Origin of the sequence: Bacillus cereus group sp. RP29, assembly GCF_040459765.1 — a bacterium.
GTDB classification, from domain to species: Bacteria; Bacillota; Bacilli; order Bacillales; family Bacillaceae_G; genus Bacillus_A; species Bacillus_A paranthracis.
In genome coordinates this window covers 4,350,485-4,372,180 of sequence record NZ_JARVHN010000001.1, presented here as the reverse complement: position 1 = coordinate 4,372,180, position 21,696 = coordinate 4,350,485, and the positions used below count along the sequence as shown (strand labels likewise).

Genomic DNA, 21,696 nt, shown 5'->3' with positions numbered 1-21,696 from the left:
GGGATTAAATAATGAATAAGAGACCAAATTTATTTTCACATGGAACAAGTGAGTTGTCGCAAGATGCTTTTATTTGTTGGCTAGCAGAGTGGGCGAATCCAGTCTATAAAGAAACTGATGAATGCTTATATGAAGCCAGTATAGGTTTTATTAGAAGAATATATGATTTACATAAAAAGACCTTTCCAGCTGCTATTAAAGAAATTAAGATTACGAAACAATTTAAAGGTTTAGATATACTTATTGAAATTAACGGTAATCAGGCTATTTTAATTGAAGATAAAACGTATACAAAAGAACATTCTAATCAACTGAAACGTTATTATGAAGATGTAATGAAATTTAAAAAATATGAAAAACATGACCTGTTGCCTATCTATTATAAAATAGGTAATCAAAGTGATTATTCAGCAGTTATTGATGCAAAGTATATGTTGTTTACAAGAAAACAAATGCTTGAATTTTTACAAGAAAATATAGATAGAGGAGTTCAAGATCAAATATTTTTAGATTACTATTTTTATTTAAGAGAAATAGATCAAAAATATAATTCATATAAGACACTTCCGCTAAGTGAGTGGAAAGGTGAAGCTTGGGAAGGATTTTATGAGGAGCTAAAGCAACGCGGGATCAAAGGTCAATATGGGTATGTAGCTAATCCGAATGGTGGGTTCTATGCCTTATGGTGGAATGAACACGAAGATAATAATTGTAAGCAGTATTTGCAGTTAGAAGAAGGGCGTTTATGCTTTAAAATATATGTTGCTGATAAGCATAGAAGAAAAGAACTTAGAGATAAGTGGAGTAAAGCGCTAATCGAACGGAGTCATAATTATTCTTTTAATGTAGAGAAACCTAAATTTGGTAATGGGCGATATATGACGGTTGCTGTGGTGAGGGATTATAGAGTGGAGGATGGACAAGGGAGAATTGATATTCCAGGAACGATGGGAGTTTTAGGTGAAGTGGAGAGATTTTTAAAAATGAGAGATGTAATTATGAAATAGATTAGATAAATATTAGTCGGATAAATTGTATTATTAGCTATGGGAAGAAGAGTATATGAGATATATGCTCTTCTTTTTATTTATAAATAACATGGATGTGAATCTTAAATGATGACCTCCACCCTGTCAAGGTAAAAGTCTAATTTTACCTATATCGGTATCAATCAATCTCTTATATACATTCCCCTTGCACCTCCCCCAACGTCACCCCCTAACCTAAAGAAGACAAATCAAAAAGGGGGGACCAAACCACTCATGAAAACCACCACAAAAGAAAAAAGAAACACCATCATCATGCTACTACTCTCAGCCGCAATAGGAATCTTTTCGCCACTACTCATGTACATCACGCTGGCACGGAAAAATGAGGTGTACAAATATCATTGCCGAAAGGCATTCAACTTTCATTTGTTAATCTTTCTTTTATTTAATATTAGTTCGCGTATTAGTGATGTTTTGTTTTGGATTGTATTTGCCTTTGAGGTAGTTCAAGTGATCATTGTTGTGTGGAAAGTAATACGCGACGAGCCATATTGTTATTTCATTCGAATTCCGTTATTTAAAGAAGATAAGTATGCGGTGAAGGAGAATAGGTGATGAAAAAAGAAGTGGAGATAAGGGGAAAGCGAATTTTTATCATGATTGCAGTGTTGTTTATTGCTATTTATATTGTTTTACGAAAAAGAAAGTATGAGTACTTTTATGATGGTATTAGCGAGTATGAAAATCGGTATAGAGGGAATGTTCCTTTTTTATTACTTGTTGTAGGTTTGTTTCACTATTGTCAGCAGAATGAGATGAGTTTTTCTCATATGCTTCAGTATGTGAAAGAGAAGTTAGCGGAGTAGGTGATGATATGGCGTGGGTGATTAGTGAGTTTGCAAGTGTTGGGGATGTTACGGTGCGGACGCTTCGTTATTATGACAAGATTAATTTATTAAAGCCGAGCGATTATACTGAGGGTGGGCATCGGTTATATACGAAAGATGATTTGTATGTGCTACAGCAAATTCAATCGTTTAAGCATCTCGGTTTTTCGCTTGGGGAAATTCAAAATATTATATTACAGCGGAATGTAGAGACTGAAGATTTTTTAAGACAGATGCATTTTCAAAGGGAATTGCTTTTGGCGGAGCAAGAAAGGATTGCGAAGGTGCTTTCGCATATGGATGAGATGACGAAGAAGTTTCAAAAGGAGAAACGAGTGGATGTCGCTTTGTTTTCTTCGTTTTTGCAAACTTTTATATGGGAGAAAGAAAATAAGGAATGGCTAGAGGAACACTTTTCAACGGATAGTGTTCGAGCGTTTTATAATAATAAGGAACTAAAAGAAAAGTTTGAACAGCGATTTATGGATGTGATAGGGAAGTTGAAAAAGTATAAGGTAGAAGAGAAAGATCCGGGTCATCAAGACGTTCAAGTTACCTTGAAGGAATTTTTCAATGTAATAGAAGAAGTAACGAATTATCTTGATACACCCCAAAGCGATATAGAGGATATAATCCAAAAATCAAACCTCCCACTATCCGAATTCCCAGCTCTCTTCACAACCGAAGAAGAAAACTATATAAAAGAAGCAATGCAGCAGTTTAACACCTAGTTAAACTGCTTTTCCATTATAATAGAAGAAAAACCAAACGGAGGGAAATCCCATGCCAACCTACAACAAACTAATCCGAAACAAAATCCCACAAATAATAAAATCCAACGGAAAAACACCCACAACAAGAATTCTACCCGAAGAAGAATACATAAAAGAAATCTGCAAAAAAACAGAAGAAGAACTAACCGAATATCTAGAAGCAACAACAAAGGAACATAAACTCGAAGAACTCTCCGACCTACTAGAACTAATAAACGCCCTAGCCGAACACGAAGGCACAACACTAAAAGAAATCAACAACATCCGTAAAAAGAAAGCAGAAGAAAGAGGCGGCTTCTCAGATCGAATCTTCCTAATCGAAGTAACCGATAACTAGCCCCTCCTAAGCCCCTTACAAGCCCCTACCAAGTAATAAATCACTAAGAAAAAACATAACAAAATAAAAACACCAACAAACACCGTAGTAGGAGTCGAAAAAAATTTTGAAATAACACGCCAAAAACCCAGCCCTCCTTCCTATATATAGTACAAAGAGGAAATTTTCATTTTTGAATTAGGACGGGAGGAATTGGGATGGCGGTGTATCGTACTGTACAGGTGAATTTTTGGCAGGATGATTTTGTTTTGGATTTGACGCCGGAGGAGCGGTATTTTTATGTTTATTTATTAACTTGTTCGAAGACGACGCAGTGTGGGATTTTTCCTTTTCCGAAGCGGTTAGCTGAGATGGAGACGGGTTATAATCGGGAGACTGTTGATAAGCTTGTGCAACGCTTTGTTGATTATGGAAAGATTCTTTATGATGCGGATACGCGGGAGTTATTCGTTTTGAATTGGCTTCGTTATAATCCGGTAACAAATACGAATGTGGAGAAGTGTGTGCTTCGTGAGCTTAAGGGTGTGAAGAATAAGGAGTTTGTACATATGTTTCTTCAGAAGTGTGCGGAGGAGGAGATGAATGTTCCGATGCTGTTAGCGCATTTCGGTATGCCTGGTGATTTGGCTATGGATGATGTAGAGCCGGCTTGTGAGGAGGCAGAGGAAGAAGAGGTTGTTCAGGAAGAGACGGGAAGTAAGGTGTTCACGTTTTATGAGCAACATTTTGGTAGTTTGTCTCCTTTTACGGTGGAGGAATTGAATGCATGGATGAATGATTTGTCAGAGGAGTTGGTGCTGAAGGCTCTTCAAATTTCGTATGAGAATAAAAATCGGAAGATGGCTTATGTGAAGGGGATTTTGCGTGGTTGGTACGGGAAAGGGTTTACGAAAGTGTGTGAGGTTGAGGCGGATGCTGCGAATTTCCGGAAGAAGGGGTCGTCTGTTAGTACGGGGGAGACGGAGGAGTTTTTGGCGAGGTGTGAGGAGTGGGAGAAGAATACGCCGTCTGAGGAAGAGTTGCAGCGCTTTTTAGCGGAGCGCGGGTGGCGTCCATGAGTATTCAAAATGTGGAGGCGGAAAAGACGGTGTTAGGCTCTCTATTACTTGATGGAGAGCTTATTAAGGAGTGCCGTTTGACGGAGCAGTATTTTTCTATGCCGGTGCATAAGTCTATATTTCAGTTAATGCGAAAGATGGAAGATGAGGGACAACCGATTGATCTTGTGACGTTCACTTCTAGAGTGGATCCGAAGTTTTTGAAGGGGATCGGGGGAATGGAGTATTTTATAGGGTTAATGGATGGTGTGCCTACAACTGCCAACTTCTCTTATTATGAGGGGCTTGTTCGAGGTGCCTGGAAAATGTATCAGGCGGGTGTTCTTGGGCACAAGATGGGAGAGCGTCTTATTGCAGAGAAGAGTGAGAAAATTATTGGTGAGACGATTACGGCACTTTGTGAGTTAGAGGAGAAGGACTGTGTATGTGAGTTTGATTTGAAGGATGCGCTAGTTGATTTATATGAAGAGCTTCATCAAGATGCGAAAGAGATTACTGGTATTGAGACGGGTTATACATCGCTAAATAAAATGACGTGCGGATTGCAGGAAGGTGATTTTGTTGTCCTTGGTGCGCGTCCTTCGATGGGGAAGACAGCGTTTGCGCTAAATGTTGGACTGCATGCGGCGAAGTCTGGCGCGGCGGTTGGGTTGTTTTCGTTAGAGATGAGTAGTAAGCAATTATTGAAAAGGGTAGCTTCTTGCGTAGGTGAAGTGTCAGGAGGTAGGCTGAAAAATCCGAAGCATCGTTTTGCGATGGAAGACTGGGAAAGGATGAGTAAGGCGTTTGCGGAGATTGGTGAGTTACCTCTTGAGATTTACGACAATGCAGGGGTTACGGTGCAAGATATTTGGATGCAAACTCGTAAGTTAAAGAGGAAGCACGGTGATAAAAAGGTTTTAATTATTGTAGATTATTTGCAGCTTATTACGGGCGATCCGAAGCATAAGGGCAATCGTTTTCAAGAGATTAGTGAGATTTCTCGTAAACTTAAGTTATTAGCACGTGAGTTAAATGTTTGTGTAGTAGCATTGTCGCAATTGTCTCGTTCTGTAGAGTCGCGTCAAGATAAGCGTCCTCTTTTATCTGATTTAAGAGAGACAGGGCAAATTGAGCAAGATGCGGATGTCATTATGCTTATGTATCGCGAAGATTATTACGATAAGGAAACGAAGCAGAAAGAGATGACGGAGATTCATGTGGCGAAGCATCGGAATGGACCTGTGGGGAGTTTTAAGCTGCGGTTTATGAAGGAGTTTGGTCGGTTTGTGGGAGGAGAATGATGAAATAGAAGAGGGCATATAAAAAAGTAAAGGAGTGGTTACGGATGACAAAAGTAGGTCGCTTATATGAACAGGAGAAGCAAGAAGAAATTGATAAAGCACTTTCGGCAGCTGGAATGCTCTTTAAAGGAATGAGTATAGAGGAAGTGGCTAAGAAATTAGATGTAACAATTGAAAAGGTGAGAGAGTGGGAGAAGCGTTTATCTCGTTAACAGAGGAGTAATGTTCATCATTGCTCTTTTTTTATGTACTACGACATGATGTGACAAATTCTGGATGTTTTCTTTGCTAAGATAGGCTTGGTAATCTTACATTATGCTTAATAGGAGGCTATTAAAATGTTAAAGAAGCTAGGGGTGTTGGTTTTAGGTAGTGCTGTAGCGTTAAGTTTAGTTGCATGTGATGATGCTACTAAGGAAGCTTCTAATGAGAAAAAAGAAGAGCCGAAGCAGGAAGCGAAGAAAGAGAATAAAGAAAGTAAAAAGAAAGTTACAGCAGCTGATGTAGAAGCGATTAAGGTAGGCGATTCTTTAACTGGAGCAGGTGGGGAGAAATACGAAGATGTGGTCGCGAAGTTTGGAGAACCGGATAATAAAGCGGAGTCCCAAGCTGGGGATATTAAAATGATTATTGCTAGTTGGACAAAAAATGTTAATGGTGACCTTGGAGCGAATTTCAATGTTACCTTTACGGAAAAAGATGGACAAAAACTTGCTACGAGCAAAGCGCAAATGGGAATGAAATAAAGAAAGGGTAGGAGATTTAAAATGAAACGTACAACAGAATTTGTATTAGGACTTATTGGTGGTATTTTCGGTATTTTATGTGCATGTATTGCTTTATTTATTGGGGGAGTTGCTTCTGCTATGGAGGCAGAAGGAGCGAGTAATGTAATTGGTTTAGGCTGGGCAGCGGTCGCATTATCAATTCTAGGTATTGTTGGATCCGTTATGGTAAAAAGTAAAGCAAAAGTTGGTGGTGCGATGATGACAATCGCTGCAATTGGAGGATTTATTTGTATTTCTTTCATTTATATTTTACCTGCTGTGCTTTTATTAATTGGTGGATTAATGGGGATTTTCCGCAAAGAGAAAGTGACAATGTCTGCATAAATAAATGTAATTAAAAATAGCCGACTAGAGTCGGCTATTTTTATTAGGTTAAATACGCAAATTTATTGATTTGCTCTTGTACATGTTTATTAGCTGGTGGGACTCTTTGAAGCGCCGTTTGAAGCAATGCTAATTCTTCCGTCAAAACTTTTACTAATTCAAAGTTAGTTTTATCTAGTGCCAGTTCATATACAATGAATTTCGCAAGTGGATCTGCATTTGTATCTACTCGTAATTCTTGAAGGATCTTGCTGAAAGTATCTCGTAGTTTGGCGCCCTGAACTTCATGGGATTTATGGAATAGTATGTTCCTTATTTCCCCATAAAGAAAGATCGTCTCTCCGCAGTAATCCATTGCTCCAAGTCATCTTGGCTACGTCGGACAAGTCGATTTACTAAAACATCATGCCATACATAATCCTCTAATAAGTATATATGAACGGGGTCATCTGTATAAAAAGCAATATTACGCTCTTCAAGTGATGGGCCATAAATCATTTCTTTAGAATCTATTGATAAAATAAACCAATGCCCTGTAGAGAGGGTTTCTGTATAAGTTGTTATACGATGGGCTTCTAGATTTTTAATAGGATTTTCAACATGCAAGGTAATGCCTTGTACTGTGACTTTATCAGCTACCTCAGCTAGGTCCTCTTTTAACGCTTCATACATTTCATCCCACATCGAAATGACAATACGTCGTTCTGCTTTTTTTATTAATGTTTGACAGTAGCTAATGATTGTTTGATTGTCTTTTAAAGTAATGACTCGATTATCCGTTTTTTCCTCGGAAGTTTCTAGTTTTTTTAATGAATCGCTAATTCCTTCATAAGTAGACTGCCATTCTGATTGAGCCTTCTGTAAAAAGATTTCAACGGGTAGGGGTGAATAGCGAGTGGTGTCATTTATTTCTTCCTTCATGACAATTCCTTTTTCTACAAGGTTACCTAAAATCTCATAAATTCGCGCTCTAGGGACACCCGAATCTTTACTCACTTGGTAGGCTGTGACAGGCCCCTGTTTAACAAGAGATACATAAGATTTAGCTTCATATTCATTAAAACCCATTTTTTTAAGCTGTTGCACTATGTAGTCCACTTTTTTGTCCTCCGATGTTTGCTGTTATATTTCAACGTTACAATAACTCTTTACATTTAGCAAATTGATAGTTACTATTACAATAGTGACTAAAGGGGAGGCTACTAGTATGGATTTTTATTTAGACCCATCTGTATTAATGATTTTGATTGTTTTTGGATTTGTAGCTGCATTTATTGATTCAGTTGTAGGTGGTGGCGGACTCATCGCCTTACCAGCTTTATTATTTACAGGATTGAATCCAGCAAGTGCAGTAGCCACAAATAAATTAGCATCGACAATGGGAAGTGCCACTAGTAATATTGTGTTTTATCGTTCTGGTAATCTTGATTTGAAATCGGCGTTTAAATTATTTCCAATCACTTTCATAGGTTCCATAATAGGGGCATGGACCGTTCATTTAATGAATCCAGAAGTACTGAAGCCATTAATGCTGATCATGCTTGGTGTGGTCGCTATTTATACGATATTCAAAAAGGATTGGGGAAGTATTTCCACTCATAAAAAATTGTCTGGTCGACACGTCATTATTTTTACTTTTTTTATTTTTGTTATTGGTTTTTATGATGGATTTCTAGGCCCTGGTACAGGTTCATTTTTAATGTTTGCTCTTTTATTTATTGGGTATGATTTTTTAAAAGCAGCAGGTACGGCGAAGTTTCTTAATTTAGGAAGTAACGTTGGTGCATTGTTCATGTTTATGTATGTAGGTCAAGTAAACTATGTGTATGGATTCATAATGGGAATTGCTCAAATTGCTGGAGGAATCGCCGGCTCCAGATTTGCTATAAAAAAAGGAAGCGGGTATGTTCGCGCCCTTTTCATTACCGTAACTTGTTTGTTGTTAGCGAAAAATCTGTATGACTATGTGCAGTAAGTAATCTAAGTGAAGAGAATGAAAATAATATAAACTCATATTTTTCTATATAAAATTTCATTTGTTTTATTTACATAATATCTTTACAATCATTTGATAAAATAAAGTCAACTGCGTATTGTGAGGGTGGGTGGTTATCCCTTCTTTCTATTTGGAAGGAAAGGGGGGGATAATATGGACTTTTTGTTTGACCTTGTAAAAGAGTTTGTCAAAGCGACTATGTGCGAAGTTTCAGCGTATTTTTTGCGGAAGCAACTTCTGGGTAAGGACAACAAAAAACCCACTCCGCGCCGTAGGAAGCAAAAGGGTGGGTTTCGCAAAAAATAATAACGTATAATAACCACCACCCTATACGGTAGCAGTTAAGGAAGAGATGTTAGCGCATCTCTTCTTTTTATTATATGCCAATTTATTCGCTGTTACACTTATATAGTATTCTACGGAAAATATATCATATTCCTATTTTTGGGTCAATTTGATTGCATGATTGAAAAGGTGTAGTCTTATTCCTCTTCAAACTGAAAAATATCTTGGTTAATAAGTTGGTGGAGATACCTATCCATTTCAGCAGCGGAAACTTTTCTTTCATTTTTAAACCACCATGCGCTTAATGAGGTGATTGCCCCTGAATAAAATTCAATGATTAAATCATTTGGCATCGTATGATTTTTGCGCAGTTGATATAACGCTTCTATTTCTTGTTTTCTCGTTTCGTGACTTAAATACTGTGTCCGGTTAATAAATTGTTCATCAGACATTTGCGTCTCTAATATTTTACCGAGTTCTTCATGGTGTAGAAATTGTTCCATTACTTGAAATGGTTTACTTAATCGATCTGAAACGGGTATTTCAGCAATCATCTTGCTGTATCGTTTAAATCCAAAGGCTAATAAAGCATCTTTATCTTCAAAGTGTTTATAAAAGGTTGTTCGGTGTACCATCGCGCGATCACATATTTGGTTAATCGTGATGGTACTATATTTCTGTTTTGATTGCGTCATTAATTCAAATAAGGAATCCCATAGTAATTTATGTGTACGTCTAATACGTAAATCAATTTGTTTTTCATTATCGTTCATCTACAATTCTCCTTTTTTGTAGATTAAATATACAGTGGCTGAAAATTGATTCTCCCTTTTTAATCTACATATGTATATTATATTACATGTGTTTAGGTATATTTAAAGTTTTTTAAGTAAGAAACAGGAGGAGAATCTGCAAATGAATATGACAACTAAGAGCCCTGCAAGTGGCAAAGTTGATACTTCTAATATGAAACATACCCCCATTTTAATTGCATTACTTTTAGGGGCAATGGTTGCATTATTAAACGAAACGTTACTTGGTAATGCGTTAACAGTATTAATGAAAGAATTCGGTGTAACAGCTTCAACGATTCAATGGCTTTCTACAGCATACATGTTGGTGGTTGGGGTTTTAGTCCCAATTACAGCGTTACTTCAGCAATGGCTTACAACGAGACAGATGTTTTTGATCGCTATGGTAACGTTTTTAGCTGGTACATTAATTGCGGGATTTGCACCGACATTTTCTGTTTTATTAATTGGCCGTATCGTCCAAGCTGTAGCGACGGGGTTAATTTCACCGTTATTAATGAATACGATTTTAATTATTTGTCCGCCTGAAAAACGTGGTGCCACAATGGGATTAATCGCACTTGTGATGATGGCAGCTCCAGCAATTGGCCCTACATTATCTGGAGTAATTGTGGATTCATTAAATTGGCGCTGGTTATTCTATATTGTTATTCCTATCGTGATCATTTCAATTATGATTGGAATGAAGTACATTCAAAATGTTTCAGAGTTAACAAGACCAAAAGTAGATTATCCATCTATCCTTTTATCGACATTAGGATTTGGCGGGTTTGTGTATAGCTTTAGTGCATCAGGTGACTTAGGATGGTCCGATGCGAAAGTATATGGCACTTTAATTGTTGGGCTTATCTCATTATGTATTTTTGTCGTTTGACAATTAAAAATTGAGAATCCAATTTTAGAATTACGCGCATTTAAAGTTCCGATGTTTACATTATCAGTTGGATTAATTGTCATTGTGATGATGTCCTTATTTTCAACGATGACCTTATTACCGATGTTCTTGCAAACAGTTTTACTCGTTACAGCTTTTAAATCAGGAATTATCATGCTTCCGGGAAGTATTATTAGCGCTATAATGGGACCAATTGCAGGTAAACTATTCGATAAATTTAGTCCGAAAGTTATTATCATTCCCGGCATTGTGTTAGTAGGGATTGCAATGTTCTTATTTAAAGGCATTACGCCTGACACATCAATGTTACAAATTATTATTATGCACAGCGTATTAATGGTTGGACTCATGTTTGTCATGACAGCACAAACATACGGTTTAAATCAATTAACACCAGACCTATATCCGCACGGAACAGCGTTGTTTAATACTCTGCAGCAAGTAGCTGGGGCAATTGGTACGGCTATCTTTATTTCAAAAATGTCTTCAGGAACAGCTAGCTATATGGAAAGCTCTGCAAATCCAATGGACCCAGTAGAGAAGTTAAACGGTTTAACATCTGGATTCCAAGGTGCATTTGCACTTGGATTAATCTTTATCGTTGTTGCTTTTATCGTATCGTTGTTCTTAAAAGAAGAGAAAAAGGGAGTAAAGGTAGCAGGGGTTTTACAGAACGAAAATTAAGGTTTATATAAAAAGACATCTTTATGATTAAAGATGTCTTTTACATTTCCTCCGTAACATCATACCGAAGCAACTCTTCCTGATCATAAAACCTCTCAAAAATAAGCCCCATAATATAGAAGAATACTAGACCGAAACCAATATGAATGAGTGTAAAAGTAGCTCCAAATGAAGAAAATTCATACACGAGAATTGGCAATTTCGCAGTTGTCCAAACGCCTAAGAAAAATACGATGTACCGAATGCTTGCGCCTTTTTTTAATAGTAGTGCTGCGATTGGAAAGGCGACGTAGAGGGGACCAGCTGCAATGCCTCCTAATAATAGAGAAAATAAGATTCCGTATATACCTGATTTTTTGCCCATATATTTCATGAGTGTTTCTTTTTTCACCCACTGATCAAGTAGCCCTACAAATAGTAAGACAGGGGGGAGGAGAAACAGCATATCTAAAATGCTATTCCCTGTTAGTTGTAATGCACTCCACCCTAAAGATTGATTTATAAAAGTTAATACAAAAAGCCCGAGTAGTAAGACGAAAAAGAAGCGATATCTTTTTAGTTCTTTCATACCATCACCATCCAAATGATATAGGAGAATAGAAGAGACATGAGCAAAGCGGCTGCATTACGTGCGTAAGCAAAGCTTCGCCCAAATATCTTTTGTTCTATCGGTAAAGTTGTAAGTCCTACTGACATGAGTGTAGACATAAGTGCCGCAACTTGAGGTAGGCCTGCGCCGTGTTGGACTAATGTATTTCCAAGAGGAAACACGACAAAGCTTGGAATAAGTGCAACGGAGCCGAGTATTGCTGAATACACAATGCCGATAAACCCTGATTGCTCCCCGATAATAGAAGAGATAAAGGACGGCGTTAATATAGAAAGCGATAAGCCAACAAAAAGCATGATGGAGAGCATCGCAGGGAGAAGATTGCGAAATGTGTTCCATGACTTCATTAAAGCATCTTTCGTTTTCTTGCGGTCCTTCATAAAAGAAATCCCAGTAAGGATAATGGCAAAAGTGTAAAGGATGACGCCGTTAATCATGATCGGATTCCTGTAAGTCTTTATATTTGCCCAGGAAAAAGGATAAGTTCTTCATTTTTTCTTCAATATCCATTTGAAAATCTGCCAGTTGTTCTTTTCCAGCAGACGTAATTTTGTACATCTTTCTCGGTTTGTCTTGATAATCTGTACTTACATAAGATTCAATCGCACCTTCGTTTTCTAATTTTTTTAGCGTACGATATAAAATGGCGCTATCGATTGGATTGACGGGAAGTTCTTCCTCGCACTTTTGCAGTAATTGCCCGCCATAGTTATCACCCTCAGCTAAAAATAACAAAAGAAATGCACCTGTATGTCTTCCTGTATGTTTCATGGATCTTCCTCCTAGAATGAATTACGATTAATACTGTTAATGACAGTATACTGTTGTTAACAGTATATGGTGTGTGAAGTGTTATGTCAATTTTAAAAATTGTAATTTTCAAGAGAGAAACTCACAATAACGCTTTTTCAAATATTCGAGTAAAAGTCTGTATTTTTGTATATTTAAATAAAACTTCCCTTGGTTCATATTTTACGAAGCCACTGGAAGTTGCTCCGTTGATATCTCTATTAAGTCTAAGATTTCAAACAGAGTTGTTTTTCCATTCTTGCTAACTTTTCTTTCATTTTTAAATCATCACGCGCTTAATGCGTTGATTACTTCTAAACAAAATTCCATTATTCAATCGTTTGGCATCGCATGAAGCAGAGATTAAAGGTTCAAATGCACAACTCCACATCACTAAAAGTTCTACTGAAGAAGAAGTTATTTCAGCTATGCATAGCATGACTCATCAAAAGGTAAAAGCGATTGATGGACGGGGCAATACCCAGGTATTAAAAAATTCAAACCTCGCTACCTTCACTTGAAATTGTTATAATTAAAACGTTTGTAATATTAATCTCATAATTTGAAAATGATGGGGTGTAATGAAAAAAAACTATAGGTATTAAATATTTTATACAAAGAAAAAAGGGGGAACGCTTAAACGTTTCCCTTTTGTTTTTATAGTTATTAAATTGATTGCTGTATTAAATATTAATTTTTTCGTAAAAGGAAATAGCTTTGATATAATCATTTATGGAACTATAGGTATTTCCGAGTTTTTTTAATATTTGATTTGAAAGTTTGTTATTCGTTTTTTGATAAGTGGCTAAGGCTTTATTATATTCGTTAATTGCTTTCTGAGTATCTAGCCGTAACAACCACAAATCACCAAACAATTCATGGGATTTGGCAAGGAAGTAGTGATTTTTCTCTGTTTTAATAATCTCTAGGCAATATTCTTCAACCTTTATAAAATCCTTTTTTGCTAGGTAAGTTTTAGCAAGCTCAATCTTTGTATTATTAATTACTGAAGTTGAAGCTTGTATTTGATGGTATAGTGCCAATGATTTTATGAAATATTCAATGCTTTTATCCAAATCATTTTCTTTTACATATAAAATTCCTAAATTAGTATATAAACCGGCTTCATTTTTTTTATTATCCGTTATTTGTAAGAAGTGAAGAGATTTAAAATAACAAAATTCGGCTTCTGTTAGATTGTTAATCTCCATATAACAAATTCCAAGAGCCATGTATATATCACCTTGTTTAAAATATGTGCCTAACATTTGATTTAATTCTACAGCTTCGGTCAAAAAATGAATGGCAGAATAAATCTCTTTAATTCTTCCATGTACAATTCCTAAGTTTAAAAGTAAAGAGACCTTTGTTATATCTTGAATCTGTTCATAAACAGAAATCCTATAAGCTTCCTTGAGCGTTTGGGTCGCTAGTTCATATTTTTCTAATTTTGTATAGCAACTTCCTAATGAGTCTAAACTTCTCATTAGTTCTTTTGAAGAAGCAGTCTTTTGAAATTTTTCCACACTTACTTTATAGAGTAATTCAGCTATTGAAAAATCCCCCAGTGTCTCGTGATATTTCCCCTTTACCCAGTTCAATAATCCATACTCATAGAAAGAAATTTGAGTATTAGGACTACCCTCTAATTTTCCTAGTGTATTTTCTATCTTATTTATAATTTCTTCTGTCTTTGCTGCTTTATTGGTAACTATATACGTTTCGCAAAGTTTTAAATTTCGTTTTATTTCTAGAATACTAATATCCTTATCAATATTATTTGAAAGGATTTCTTCCACACTATAACCTAATCTCTTAGAAAGTTGCTCTAAGACATTGTATGTTGGTTCTACGGTTCCTTGTTCTATCTGACTTAAATAACTTCTTGTAATAATCCCTGAGGCTAGCTCTTTCTGAGTTAAACCTGCCTTTTTTCGTAATTCTTTTATCCTCTCTCCGGTCATTTCACTCCACCTTCCATTATTAATTCAATCATATATCTATTATAAATGTTTTTAGGATTTTTTGAACATTTTTTAACTTTTTTAACATTAATATAAAAGTGTTAAAAAATGTTGACAAAACATTTAAATAGAAATATTATGTTGTTGTAATCAGAAAATTCTTAATGGGGTGATTATTTTGTTATATCTATTAAACATTGTGGCTTTAATTGATCCAGTATGGCCTGTATTTTAATTTTTAACCCATGTATTAAATTATAGTTGAATATAACAAAGCTAATTTTAGGTTTTGTTCGAATAATAAATTTTGAGAGAAGAGGTAATGTGTGATGAGAAATGAATTTGTAACTATGCCTGAATTTAGTATGGACTTGGTAGAAGCCGCTCAAAGAGCAGAGGGTATCTTAGGAGAAATGCCTTTAGAAATGTTAATAGATGTATATGTAAGGTATAAACAATTTTGGTTTATTTGTAAAAAATATCCTGAGGAAATGATTTGTCCAACACATGATATAGATCAAATGTGGCATTTACATATGTTACATCCTAAAAAGTATTACCATGATTGTATGGGGTATTTTGGAGAAATCATGGACCACAATGCTGGTTTTGGAAAAATGCAAGAGGAATATGAAGTATTAGAGGGTATCTATGATAATTCAGAAGAAATCTGGAATATGGAATTTAATCAAAGTTATGATATTGGAATTAAGAAAGATACTTTTCAAAATATAGGTATGGAAACATGTTATAAAGAGCCGTTAAGAGCGAAGAGTATGGAAACATGTTATAAAGAGCCGTTAAGAGCGAAGAGTATGGAAACATGCTATAAAGAGCCGTTAAAAGCGAAGAGTATGGAAACATGCTATAAAGAGCCGTTAAAAGCGAAGAGTATGGAAACATGCTATAAAGAGCCGTTAAAAGCGAAAAGTGTGGAGACATGTTATAAAGAGCCGTTAAAAGCGAAAAGTATGGAAACATGTTATAAAGAGCCGTTAAGAGCGAAAAGTATGGAAACATGTTATAAAGAGCCGTTAAAAGCGAAAAGTGTGGAGACATGTTATAAAGAGCCGTTAAGAGCGAAAAGTATGGAAACATGTTATAAAGAGCCGTTAAAAGCGAAAAGTATGGAGACATGTTATAAAGAGCCGTTAAAAGCGAAGAGTATGGAAACATGCTATAAAGAGCCGTTAAAAGCGAAGAGTATGGAAACATGTTATAAAGAGCCGTTAAGAGCGAAGAGTATGGAAACATGTTATAAAGAGCCGTTAAGAGCGAAAAGTATGGAAACTTGCTATAAAGAGCCTCTTAAAATAAATCAATAAGATTCTACAGCATTAAATTAACATTTTTATTGTCTAAATGCAAATGATACGAGGCTCTCCTCGTATCATTTTAATTAAAGGAGAAAAAACATGGTTCAATATAAGAATAGGTTAATATGTGCAGATACATTAAATACTTTAGGGACAGCTATTACATGGTCTGGATTACCGATGTTTGCATTTTTATCTACTGGTTCTTATTTTTTTACGGGTGCACTTTATTTTACTGGAACAATAGCTGGTATTCTTGTAGGTGCATTTGGAAGTCAACTGATTGATAGATATTCCCCTAAAAAAGTAACATTGACTGCTCTTATGTTAAATATAATAGTTGTTCTATCATTGTATTTAGGTTTAACAAAAGAATACTTTGTTTTTTTAATACCAGTAACTATCATATCTCAATATCTTGGAGCACTTACAAGCTTAAGTCAAAAAACTTGGTATAACTCTCTATATAAGAAAGATAACTTATTAAAGTTAATGGGACAAAGATCTGGCTGGATTGTAACAGCGAAGACATTAGGTTTTACTCTGGGACCATTAATATTTACAACATTGAACACAAATGCAATTTTAATAGATGCGTTATCATTTTTTATATGTTTCGTTTTTCTTATAAATATTCCTATAAAAGATGCTTTACCTAAAAAAGATGAGAAGAATAGAAAGAAACGTCCATTTGAAGGATTAAAGGCTTTGGCTTTTAATTCAAATGTAAGACCTTTTTCAATAATTTTTTTCCTGGAAGGAATGATTATGCCTATCATTATGAGTACCTCTATATATGCATTAACTAAGGAGTTTCATTTTGATTCAAGAGATATAACACTATTCTGGCTTATAGGAGGTATAGGTTCAATACTTTCGAACTATTTTTTAGTAGGATCTAAATTGTTTACGAAGAATATATTTAAAGGTTTATTTATCTCAGGGACGTTAATGAGTTTAGGTATTTTAATTATGACATTCACATCTAATTCTGTAGTATATTTATGTAGTTTTTCCTTTGTTACTTTAACTAGTCCTCTATTATCAACTCTTTCTGAAAAAGAAGCGTTTATTAGGATTCCGGATGGAGATCAAGCAAAAACTTTAGGAGGTTTACTATCTCTAAGTCAAATAGGTACTTTATTTATTATGCTGATTTCTACATTGATTGTTGAAAACTTTGGTTATCAATCACTATTTCTATTGATAAGTATGATAGCTGTCATTCGGTTTGTGGTATTAATCTATGTCATGAAAAATGAATATTTACAAAATCAACAGAAATATAAGTTGAATTGAATAAGGTAGAGCGAAGGAGAAATAAAATGATTATACAAAATGAAAAGGTGGATATGGGATTAAGTACAGCTGGAGAAATAGGAGTAAATCTATTATTTTATAGTAATACTATTTTGTATAAATCTTTAGGCATGGCCGTAAAATCGGCAAATATTCATGATTTAATAGAAAGCGCGGAAGTATTACAATTTTATGTTGAGGATGGATTGATAGAATCATCATATTTTGAAGAAATTGGGAAGCAAAAAATGTACTATTTTTCACGTGAAATAAAAAATAAACGCGACCTGTTATGTGATTATGAAAAAAATGATATAAGTTTGAATTATAAATTAATACAACCACTTTGTAAGGAAGAAGGGTATCAAACAAATTTAATTCCCCTATTAATTTCAGTTATGCTAGTTAAGGGATTATAAGGTATCGCTATCAAGCTAAGATTATGCAAAGTCAATTTTAGACGAGATTGTTTCTTTTTCCTAAAGAGCAAGTCTAGGTATTGCAGTAATTACTGTTTTGAGGACAATTTACTGTGCACTAAGTGTCTAATGTCTGCTTTTACTTTGGCTTTATATTGCAGCACCTCTTAATTAAAGGTGCTGTTTTTTGTTAATTAACAATCATTGTACTCAAAAAATTAATAATATGTTATGCGATACGGTATTGTTAATTTTGATGCTGGGCGATTCTCTGTTGAATTGAAAAAAGTACCATATGATAACGAAAACTTTATAAATCAATACTTAAAGTTAAAAATTCCAGATTATAAAACCATTTTAAAGATTTTTTATGGCAAGAACATATAAGCTGATTAAACTAGTAGATTCATTGAATTCCGAGTTCGAAAATTATGTGAATGAGCTGTCCATATGGTAAGCTCATTGTATTTTTTGCCTAGCGTGGGTGGGTTCCAAAATGCGGGTGGTACTCCGATCTAGTTGGGGGAAGGCACCTTAGGGTGTCTTTTCTTTATTACCTTTCGATCAAATATGACGATATGAAAATAAATCATTTGCTACTATGAGATGAGAAATCTTACATTTTAAAAAGAACTAATACAGATCGGAGGGGAAAAAATGAAACAAAAAAAGACACTCTCAAGAGTGCCTCCCCTTAGCAGCCGAATCCGCCGCCCCAACAGCTAGCGCCAACGATGATTAATAAAATAAACAGTACAACAAGTAAAGCGAAACCGCCGCCGAAACCGCAGCCTCCACCACAACTACCGCCATAGCCCATATTAACTCCTCCTTCCATAAAGACCATTAATTAATGGATTTAATTCACTTTATGTTTTTACGGATAATCTTGAGCAGGTCCTTTTGAAAAATAAAGGTGCTTAGATTTTAAGAGAGTTGACGACCTTATTTTTGTCACCGTTATTCCGCTGATGACATATTCTATTTTATTCTGTGTATTGGGGGAAGGAGGATCTTTATGGCTAATTCTGAAATGATTTTACGTTTACTTACAGATTTAAAGATTGAACAGCAAGCTTTAAAAGAACAGCTGGAAAAAATGCAAACAGCTGTGAATACTCTTGAAGAAAAATCATTGATTGTGGAAGAAAAACCAAAGACTATTGAAGAAAAACCAGCTGTTGCTGCTGCAAAGCAAAGAGCTCATTCTGGACACCCAACATCTTTTCGTGCTTGGAGAGCATCTGCTCAAAGGAATTCATAAAAATATAAGAAAAGAAGACATCAATTAAGATGTCTTCTTTTGCTTGTACAATCCAAATGATGTTAAGAAGGTATATCCATATTGCTTTAAAAATAAGAAGAAAATAACGATTGTCGACTCCTTTTTTAGTATAGCATGTAATAATGAAATTTTATATGTAATATTGCATATATATAGATTATAAAATTTTTATGTTATATATTTTAGTTGTCTGTTATTTGTTTTAATTCATTTACTTATATTATTTTTTGAGCGCCCCAGTAATGGGGCCTTTTTTTATAATTGTTTTAAAGCGGAAACCCCTCAAGTATAGTGAGGGGCTACATGACTAGGTAAATGAATAATTATTAGTGTTTAATGAGCTGAAGTTCAGGATATTGCTTCTGAATGTCTTCTAAATGATTTTCGTTTATTCCTTTTAAATTTTGATCAAAGAAGCTAGTTACTAGTTTATTAATGAGTGTATAATTTGCAGCTACATCTTCGTCTGGTTCGTTAATAATAGGTGAAAATGCTGCTAAATCTGTAAAACTAGTATGGTTTGTTTTTGGAATTACCACTGTGTACACGCCCGGTTTTTCAATCGTTTTATTTCTTAAATAAACTATTTCCAATAATTCATTTTGGATTCCGGTTATCTTTTGATTCTTAGCCTCTTTCATAAAATGAATCGTAGCCTCAGCATTCATCAACATGAATGGTTTCTGAGGACCGTCTTTAGGCATTGGATCGCCAAACAATCCGCCATCCATATCAATTGCAGCTTTAATACGCGTATCCTTTACTAACATTTGTGCGGAAGTTGCTCCGCCAAAAGAGTGACCGAACATTCCAATTTTGTCATAGTTAATTAAGTCTGCGATCGTTCATCCATATCAATTGCAGCTTTAATACGCGTATCCTTTACTAACATTTGTGCGGAAGTTGCTCCGCCAAAAGAGTGACCGAACATTCCAATTTTGTCATAGTTAATTAAGTCTGCGATCGTTTTAAAACTTTTATCGAAATTACCTTCTATTACTTCGTTTAAAACAAAAGTAGTATCCTGTTCCCATTTTTGAACTATCGTATTTAAGGCCGTAGGTGTATTTTCAATTGGTATAGAGTCTACACGGTTTCCGTTAGGGAAAATCGTTGTTGCTGCGTATCCTGTGAAATTAAGAGCGATTACTACATAGCCTTGACTAGCTAATTCCTCTAACTGGAATGTATTTTGTTGACCATATAATCCCATCCCATGGCCGAATAAAAGGAGGGGGAATTTTTCTTTAGCTTGAAGTGGCTTAGCATCTTGATAAGAATGTGTTTTTGTCAGCCCTAAATGTGTCGTTACGATATACGGAGCACCGTTTGTTACTGCCAATTGTTCAGCCAGCTCGTTTATGTTCTCAAAATAGGTAGAAGGGTTCCCTGATCCTTTTTCGGCAGGATAATATACTTGTATCATTAACTCACGATCTCTATGATTATTTGGTACAGTGGTTTCTTTTCGATTTTTATCAATTAAATGAAAAGCTTTCGTTCCTACTGTATATTTTCCAGTAGGCTCAGGGAGTGTTATGATCGGAAAAAGTAAAGGTAATGTAAACATTGCGATAGCAGTTACGATAATTCCTAAACCTTTTAAAACTTTCATCACTAACTTTTTAGAAACAGCTGTAGTTTTTGGTTTCAAAAAAACTTGTAATGTTAAAACGAACAATAAGAAATAGGCGGGGATCATACGCCAGTTTGCACCAATTACAATGATGGTGGCAAATAAGAATGCATAATTGATCAGTAAAATGGCTACATTTTTTTTCGTTAAACCACGTTCGATAAAAATGAGAGTGATGCTAGATAAAAGTAATACAGCAACAAAAATGATTTCTAACATTTTCAGATTTTAGCTCCTTTCCAAATCATGTTGTAATAGATTGATAATTTACAACCTTCTCAATTATATAACTATCATTGGTGATTGTATGCATGTAAGTAAGTTTAGAATGTTTTTACATGACATTTTAAAAAAAGTACTCATACGAGTACTTTTTCTTAAATGGATTATTATTTATTTTTAAACCGTTCCCCACAAATGATAAACCATACCGAAAACAAAAAATGCGAGTCCTACAAATAAAACGATTAAAGCAAGCATTCCATTTTTATTATGTTCCATACAGTTAGCTCCTTTTTAGTTATATAGAAAAAAGCCTTTAGTCGTAATTATGGCTAAAGGCTTTGATCTTCATACTTTACAGTTAATAAAAAAGTTGTACTTCTGTATGAATTTGGAATATGATTATTTAAAGAGTAGGTGATGAGTACATGCAGGAAACAAAACAATTCCCGCTTATATGTGGAAATCTCTCATTAGATTTAGTGAATACAGAGTTAGTTAGGCGTGGACAACGTTATGATTTATTAATAACGGATGAAGATGTATTAGAATGGCTATATGTAATAAAGGTTAATCTTCCTTTTTGGAATGAAAAAACACTTATAGGAATTCAAGAACGAATGGATCAAGTTACATCTAGCATATTAGAGGCAAGAGAAGTACTGAGAAAACAGTTTGAGGCAATTGCTGATCAGCACGAAATTTCTAATGATTTTATTACGTATTTAGAAAAACAAATTGAGAAGGCACCCTTTACATATAAAGTCATTGAACAGCGTCTAGTACCTGTCCCAGTTGGAGAAGTTGAGGATGTACTTGTATCGATAATTGCATTTGATGCTTTAACCTTAGTAGCAGAAAATAAACTTATTTTCCTTAAAAGGTGTTCAAATCCCGACTGTGTTTTATTATTTATAGATAAAAGTGGGAAACGAAAATGGTGTTCTATGAAAATATGTGGGAACCGAAAAAAGGTAGCAAAATTCCAGGATCGAAAATGTGAAGAAGTTTAGGGATCAACTTATAGCAGTTGATCTTTTTTTAT

The 21,696-nt window shown here is 35.0% G+C and carries 26 protein-coding genes and 3 pseudogenes; 19 read left to right on the top strand and 10 right to left on the bottom strand.

The annotated features are described in order from the left end of the window. The first annotated feature begins 11 nt into the window (after window positions 1-11). The 10 genes from QCI47_RS23220 (at window position 12) to QCI47_RS23175 (ending at window position 6,439) form a co-directional block, all read left to right on the top strand. Window positions 12-1,007, top strand: a complete 996-nt coding sequence (locus QCI47_RS23220; protein ID WP_001042634.1) for a PD-(D/E)XK nuclease family protein — start codon at window positions 12-14, stop codon at window positions 1,005-1,007. Window positions 1,008-1,262: 255 nt separating this feature from the next. After that, window positions 1,263-1,604, top strand: coding sequence for a magnetosome magnetite crystal formation protein family (locus QCI47_RS23215; protein WP_309422367.1), 342 nt, complete (start codon window positions 1,263-1,265; stop codon window positions 1,602-1,604). Next, window positions 1,604-1,855: a hypothetical protein gene (locus QCI47_RS23210; RefSeq protein ID WP_309422366.1), complete on the top strand. Its 252-nt coding sequence runs from the start codon at window positions 1,604-1,606 to the stop codon at window positions 1,853-1,855. Before QCI47_RS23215 ends, QCI47_RS23210 begins: the two co-directional genes overlap by 1 nt. 8 nt (window positions 1,856-1,863) lie before the next feature. Next, the gene (locus tag QCI47_RS23205; RefSeq protein WP_353811965.1) at window positions 1,864-2,607 is read left to right on the top strand and encodes a MerR family transcriptional regulator; all 744 of its coding nucleotides are present in this window, start codon (window positions 1,864-1,866) and stop codon (window positions 2,605-2,607) included. A gap of 52 nt (window positions 2,608-2,659) precedes the next feature. After that, window positions 2,660-2,986, top strand: a complete 327-nt coding sequence (locus QCI47_RS23200; protein ID WP_076875424.1) for a nucleoside triphosphate pyrophosphohydrolase — start codon at window positions 2,660-2,662, stop codon at window positions 2,984-2,986. A 197-nt stretch (window positions 2,987-3,183) separates the two neighbouring features. Then, on the top strand, window positions 3,184-4,044 hold the full coding sequence (locus tag QCI47_RS23195; protein ID WP_000312197.1) for a DnaD domain-containing protein: 861 nt from the start codon (window positions 3,184-3,186) through the stop codon (window positions 4,042-4,044). Then, window positions 4,041-5,327: a replicative DNA helicase gene (gene dnaB / locus QCI47_RS23190; RefSeq protein ID WP_242290709.1), complete on the top strand. Its 1,287-nt coding sequence runs from the start codon at window positions 4,041-4,043 to the stop codon at window positions 5,325-5,327. The genes QCI47_RS23195 and dnaB overlap by 4 nt, the downstream gene beginning before the upstream one ends. 44 nt (window positions 5,328-5,371) lie before the next feature. Beyond that, complete coding sequence (locus tag QCI47_RS23185) at window positions 5,372-5,539, top strand: MerR family transcriptional regulator (protein ID WP_061131440.1); 168 nt, start codon at window positions 5,372-5,374, stop codon at window positions 5,537-5,539. Between the two features lie 126 nt (window positions 5,540-5,665). Next, the gene (locus QCI47_RS23180; protein ID WP_061185626.1) at window positions 5,666-6,073 is read left to right on the top strand and encodes a DUF3862 domain-containing protein; all 408 of its coding nucleotides are present in this window, start codon (window positions 5,666-5,668) and stop codon (window positions 6,071-6,073) included. Window positions 6,074-6,094: 21 nt separating this feature from the next. Next, window positions 6,095-6,439, top strand: a complete 345-nt coding sequence (locus tag QCI47_RS23175; RefSeq protein ID WP_061131442.1) for a DUF4064 domain-containing protein — start codon at window positions 6,095-6,097, stop codon at window positions 6,437-6,439. Between the two features lie 43 nt (window positions 6,440-6,482). Here QCI47_RS23175 and QCI47_RS23170 read toward each other — a convergent pair whose 3' ends face one another. After that, a complete protein-coding gene (locus QCI47_RS23170) occupies window positions 6,483-6,794 on the bottom strand; it encodes a hypothetical protein (protein WP_076868644.1) in 312 nt (103 codons plus the stop codon). Then, window positions 6,752-7,537: a TrmB family transcriptional regulator gene (locus QCI47_RS23165; protein WP_000384631.1), complete on the bottom strand. Its 786-nt coding sequence runs from the start codon at window positions 7,535-7,537 to the stop codon at window positions 6,752-6,754. Before QCI47_RS23165 ends, QCI47_RS23170 begins: the two co-directional genes overlap by 43 nt. 109 nt (window positions 7,538-7,646) lie before the next feature. Between QCI47_RS23165 and QCI47_RS23160 the strand changes: the two genes are divergently transcribed. Both QCI47_RS23160 and QCI47_RS23155 read left to right on the top strand, forming a co-directional pair. Then, entirely contained in the window at window positions 7,647-8,414 is a 768-nt protein-coding gene (locus QCI47_RS23160; protein WP_000348442.1) for a TSUP family transporter, read from the top strand. Window positions 8,415-8,588: 174 nt separating this feature from the next. Then, a complete protein-coding gene (locus QCI47_RS23155) occupies window positions 8,589-8,741 on the top strand; it encodes a hypothetical protein (protein ID WP_098947137.1) in 153 nt (50 codons plus the stop codon). Between the two features lie 176 nt (window positions 8,742-8,917). On the opposite strand, the gene QCI47_RS23150 is transcribed toward QCI47_RS23155, so the two are convergent. Beyond that, window positions 8,918-9,493: a TetR/AcrR family transcriptional regulator gene (locus QCI47_RS23150; protein WP_270691660.1), complete on the bottom strand. Its 576-nt coding sequence runs from the start codon at window positions 9,491-9,493 to the stop codon at window positions 8,918-8,920. A 142-nt stretch (window positions 9,494-9,635) separates the two neighbouring features. Here QCI47_RS23150 and QCI47_RS23145 point away from each other — a divergent pair. Next, window positions 9,636-11,111 (top strand): annotated as a pseudogene (locus QCI47_RS23145) (MDR family MFS transporter). A gap of 40 nt (window positions 11,112-11,151) precedes the next feature. Here the strand turns inward: QCI47_RS23145 and QCI47_RS23140 are convergent. From QCI47_RS23140 to QCI47_RS23130, 3 genes are read right to left on the bottom strand one after another with little or no spacing between them, the layout of a single operon-like run. Next, complete coding sequence (locus QCI47_RS23140) at window positions 11,152-11,679, bottom strand: permease (RefSeq protein WP_309422363.1); 528 nt, start codon at window positions 11,677-11,679, stop codon at window positions 11,152-11,154. Further along, the gene (locus tag QCI47_RS23135; RefSeq protein WP_353811964.1) at window positions 11,676-12,158 is read right to left on the bottom strand and encodes a hypothetical protein; all 483 of its coding nucleotides are present in this window, start codon (window positions 12,156-12,158) and stop codon (window positions 11,676-11,678) included. Before QCI47_RS23135 ends, QCI47_RS23140 begins: the two co-directional genes overlap by 4 nt. Further along, the gene (locus QCI47_RS23130) at window positions 12,151-12,492 is read right to left on the bottom strand and encodes a PadR family transcriptional regulator (protein ID WP_000683196.1); all 342 of its coding nucleotides are present in this window, start codon (window positions 12,490-12,492) and stop codon (window positions 12,151-12,153) included. The genes QCI47_RS23135 and QCI47_RS23130 overlap by 8 nt, the downstream gene beginning before the upstream one ends. Window positions 12,493-12,851: 359 nt before the next feature. On the opposite strand from QCI47_RS23130, the gene QCI47_RS23125 reads away from it, so the two are divergent. Then, window positions 12,852-13,031, top strand: a complete 180-nt coding sequence (locus QCI47_RS23125) for a hypothetical protein (RefSeq protein WP_074541986.1) — start codon at window positions 12,852-12,854, stop codon at window positions 13,029-13,031. Between the two features lie 162 nt (window positions 13,032-13,193). Here the strand turns inward: QCI47_RS23125 and QCI47_RS23120 are convergent, their stop codons facing one another. Then, the gene (locus QCI47_RS23120; protein WP_353811963.1) at window positions 13,194-14,474 is read right to left on the bottom strand and encodes a helix-turn-helix domain-containing protein; all 1,281 of its coding nucleotides are present in this window, start codon (window positions 14,472-14,474) and stop codon (window positions 13,194-13,196) included. 329 nt (window positions 14,475-14,803) lie between these two features. On the opposite strand from QCI47_RS23120, the gene QCI47_RS23115 reads away from it, so the two are divergent. The 3 genes from QCI47_RS23115 to QCI47_RS23105 all read left to right on the top strand — a co-directional run bounded on the left by QCI47_RS23115 (window position 14,804) and on the right by QCI47_RS23105 (window position 17,508). After that, the gene (locus QCI47_RS23115; RefSeq protein ID WP_353811962.1) at window positions 14,804-15,799 is read left to right on the top strand and encodes a glycine-rich domain-containing protein; all 996 of its coding nucleotides are present in this window, start codon (window positions 14,804-14,806) and stop codon (window positions 15,797-15,799) included. Window positions 15,800-15,889: 90 nt separating this feature from the next. Beyond that, window positions 15,890-17,089 carry an MFS transporter gene (locus QCI47_RS23110; protein ID WP_086708029.1) on the top strand — a complete coding sequence of 400 codons (1,200 nt, stop codon included), beginning with the start codon at window positions 15,890-15,892 and terminating at the stop codon, window positions 17,087-17,089. Window positions 17,090-17,115: 26 nt separating this feature from the next. Continuing rightward, window positions 17,116-17,508 (top strand): hypothetical protein, encoded by a 393-nt coding sequence (locus tag QCI47_RS23105; RefSeq protein ID WP_002150736.1) that lies wholly within the window; start codon window positions 17,116-17,118, stop codon window positions 17,506-17,508. Between the two features lie 694 nt (window positions 17,509-18,202). Here the strand turns inward: QCI47_RS23105 and QCI47_RS23100 are convergent. Continuing rightward, on the bottom strand, window positions 18,203-18,328 hold the full coding sequence (locus QCI47_RS23100; RefSeq protein WP_000540377.1) for a YjcZ family sporulation protein: 126 nt from the start codon (window positions 18,326-18,328) through the stop codon (window positions 18,203-18,205). Between the two features lie 198 nt (window positions 18,329-18,526). Here QCI47_RS23100 and QCI47_RS23095 point away from each other — a divergent pair, with 198 nt between their 5' ends. After that, window positions 18,527-18,772: a hypothetical protein gene (locus QCI47_RS23095; RefSeq protein WP_000013680.1), complete on the top strand. Its 246-nt coding sequence runs from the start codon at window positions 18,527-18,529 to the stop codon at window positions 18,770-18,772. A 347-nt stretch (window positions 18,773-19,119) separates the two neighbouring features. Here QCI47_RS23095 and QCI47_RS23090 read toward each other — a convergent pair. Together QCI47_RS23090 and QCI47_RS23085 are read right to left on the bottom strand one after the other, a co-directional pair. Further along, window positions 19,120-19,635, bottom strand: a pseudogene (locus QCI47_RS23090) (alpha/beta hydrolase); the annotation flags it as partial. Window positions 19,636-19,640: 5 nt separating this feature from the next. Then, window positions 19,641-20,648: pseudogene (locus tag QCI47_RS23085) on the bottom strand (alpha/beta hydrolase family protein); the annotation flags it as partial. Window positions 20,649-21,079: 431 nt separating this feature from the next. Here QCI47_RS23085 and QCI47_RS23080 point away from each other — a divergent pair. Next, the gene (locus QCI47_RS23080; protein ID WP_220778979.1) at window positions 21,080-21,664 is read left to right on the top strand and encodes a CGNR zinc finger domain-containing protein; all 585 of its coding nucleotides are present in this window, start codon (window positions 21,080-21,082) and stop codon (window positions 21,662-21,664) included. Window positions 21,665-21,696: the final 32 nt, after the last annotated feature.

Bases quoted from the DNA above. Each gene is read 5' to 3' on its own strand.
- dnaB (WP_242290709.1), top strand. From the start codon at position 4,041: ATGAGTATTCAAAATGTGGAGGCGGAAAAGACGGTGTTAGGCTCTCTA.
- QCI47_RS23205 (WP_353811965.1), top strand. From the start codon at position 1,864: ATGGCGTGGGTGATTAGTGAGTTTGCAAGTGTTGGGGATGTTACGGTG.
- QCI47_RS23095 (WP_000013680.1), top strand. From the start codon at position 18,527: ATGGCTAATTCTGAAATGATTTTACGTTTACTTACAGATTTAAAGATT.
- QCI47_RS23115 (WP_353811962.1), top strand. From the start codon at position 14,804: ATGAGAAATGAATTTGTAACTATGCCTGAATTTAGTATGGACTTGGTA.
- QCI47_RS23155 (WP_098947137.1), top strand. From the start codon at position 8,589: ATGGACTTTTTGTTTGACCTTGTAAAAGAGTTTGTCAAAGCGACTATG.
- QCI47_RS23120 (WP_353811963.1), bottom strand. From the start codon at position 14,474: ATGACCGGAGAGAGGATAAAAGAATTACGAAAAAAGGCAGGTTTAACT.
- QCI47_RS23150 (WP_270691660.1), bottom strand. From the start codon at position 9,493: ATGAACGATAATGAAAAACAAATTGATTTACGTATTAGACGTACACAT.
- QCI47_RS23170 (WP_076868644.1), bottom strand. From the start codon at position 6,794: ATGGATTACTGCGGAGAGACGATCTTTCTTTATGGGGAAATAAGGAAC.
- QCI47_RS23220 (WP_001042634.1), top strand. From the start codon at position 12: ATGAATAAGAGACCAAATTTATTTTCACATGGAACAAGTGAGTTGTCG.
- QCI47_RS23130 (WP_000683196.1), bottom strand. From the start codon at position 12,492: ATGAAACATACAGGAAGACATACAGGTGCATTTCTTTTGTTATTTTTA.
- QCI47_RS23110 (WP_086708029.1), top strand. From the start codon at position 15,890: ATGGTTCAATATAAGAATAGGTTAATATGTGCAGATACATTAAATACT.
- QCI47_RS23185 (WP_061131440.1), top strand. From the start codon at position 5,372: ATGACAAAAGTAGGTCGCTTATATGAACAGGAGAAGCAAGAAGAAATT.
- QCI47_RS23180 (WP_061185626.1), top strand. From the start codon at position 5,666: ATGTTAAAGAAGCTAGGGGTGTTGGTTTTAGGTAGTGCTGTAGCGTTA.
- QCI47_RS23210 (WP_309422366.1), top strand. From the start codon at position 1,604: ATGAAAAAAGAAGTGGAGATAAGGGGAAAGCGAATTTTTATCATGATT.
- QCI47_RS23140 (WP_309422363.1), bottom strand. From the start codon at position 11,679: ATGAAAGAACTAAAAAGATATCGCTTCTTTTTCGTCTTACTACTCGGG.
- QCI47_RS23135 (WP_353811964.1), bottom strand. From the start codon at position 12,158: ATGATTAACGGCGTCATCCTTTACACTTTTGCCATTATCCTTACTGGG.
- QCI47_RS23080 (WP_220778979.1), top strand. From the start codon at position 21,080: ATGCAGGAAACAAAACAATTCCCGCTTATATGTGGAAATCTCTCATTA.
- QCI47_RS23200 (WP_076875424.1), top strand. From the start codon at position 2,660: ATGCCAACCTACAACAAACTAATCCGAAACAAAATCCCACAAATAATA.
- QCI47_RS23105 (WP_002150736.1), top strand. From the start codon at position 17,116: ATGATTATACAAAATGAAAAGGTGGATATGGGATTAAGTACAGCTGGA.
- QCI47_RS23160 (WP_000348442.1), top strand. From the start codon at position 7,647: ATGGATTTTTATTTAGACCCATCTGTATTAATGATTTTGATTGTTTTT.
- QCI47_RS23195 (WP_000312197.1), top strand. From the start codon at position 3,184: ATGGCGGTGTATCGTACTGTACAGGTGAATTTTTGGCAGGATGATTTT.
- QCI47_RS23175 (WP_061131442.1), top strand. From the start codon at position 6,095: ATGAAACGTACAACAGAATTTGTATTAGGACTTATTGGTGGTATTTTC.
- QCI47_RS23215 (WP_309422367.1), top strand. From the start codon at position 1,263: ATGAAAACCACCACAAAAGAAAAAAGAAACACCATCATCATGCTACTA.
- QCI47_RS23100 (WP_000540377.1), bottom strand. From the start codon at position 18,328: ATGGGCTATGGCGGTAGTTGTGGTGGAGGCTGCGGTTTCGGCGGCGGT.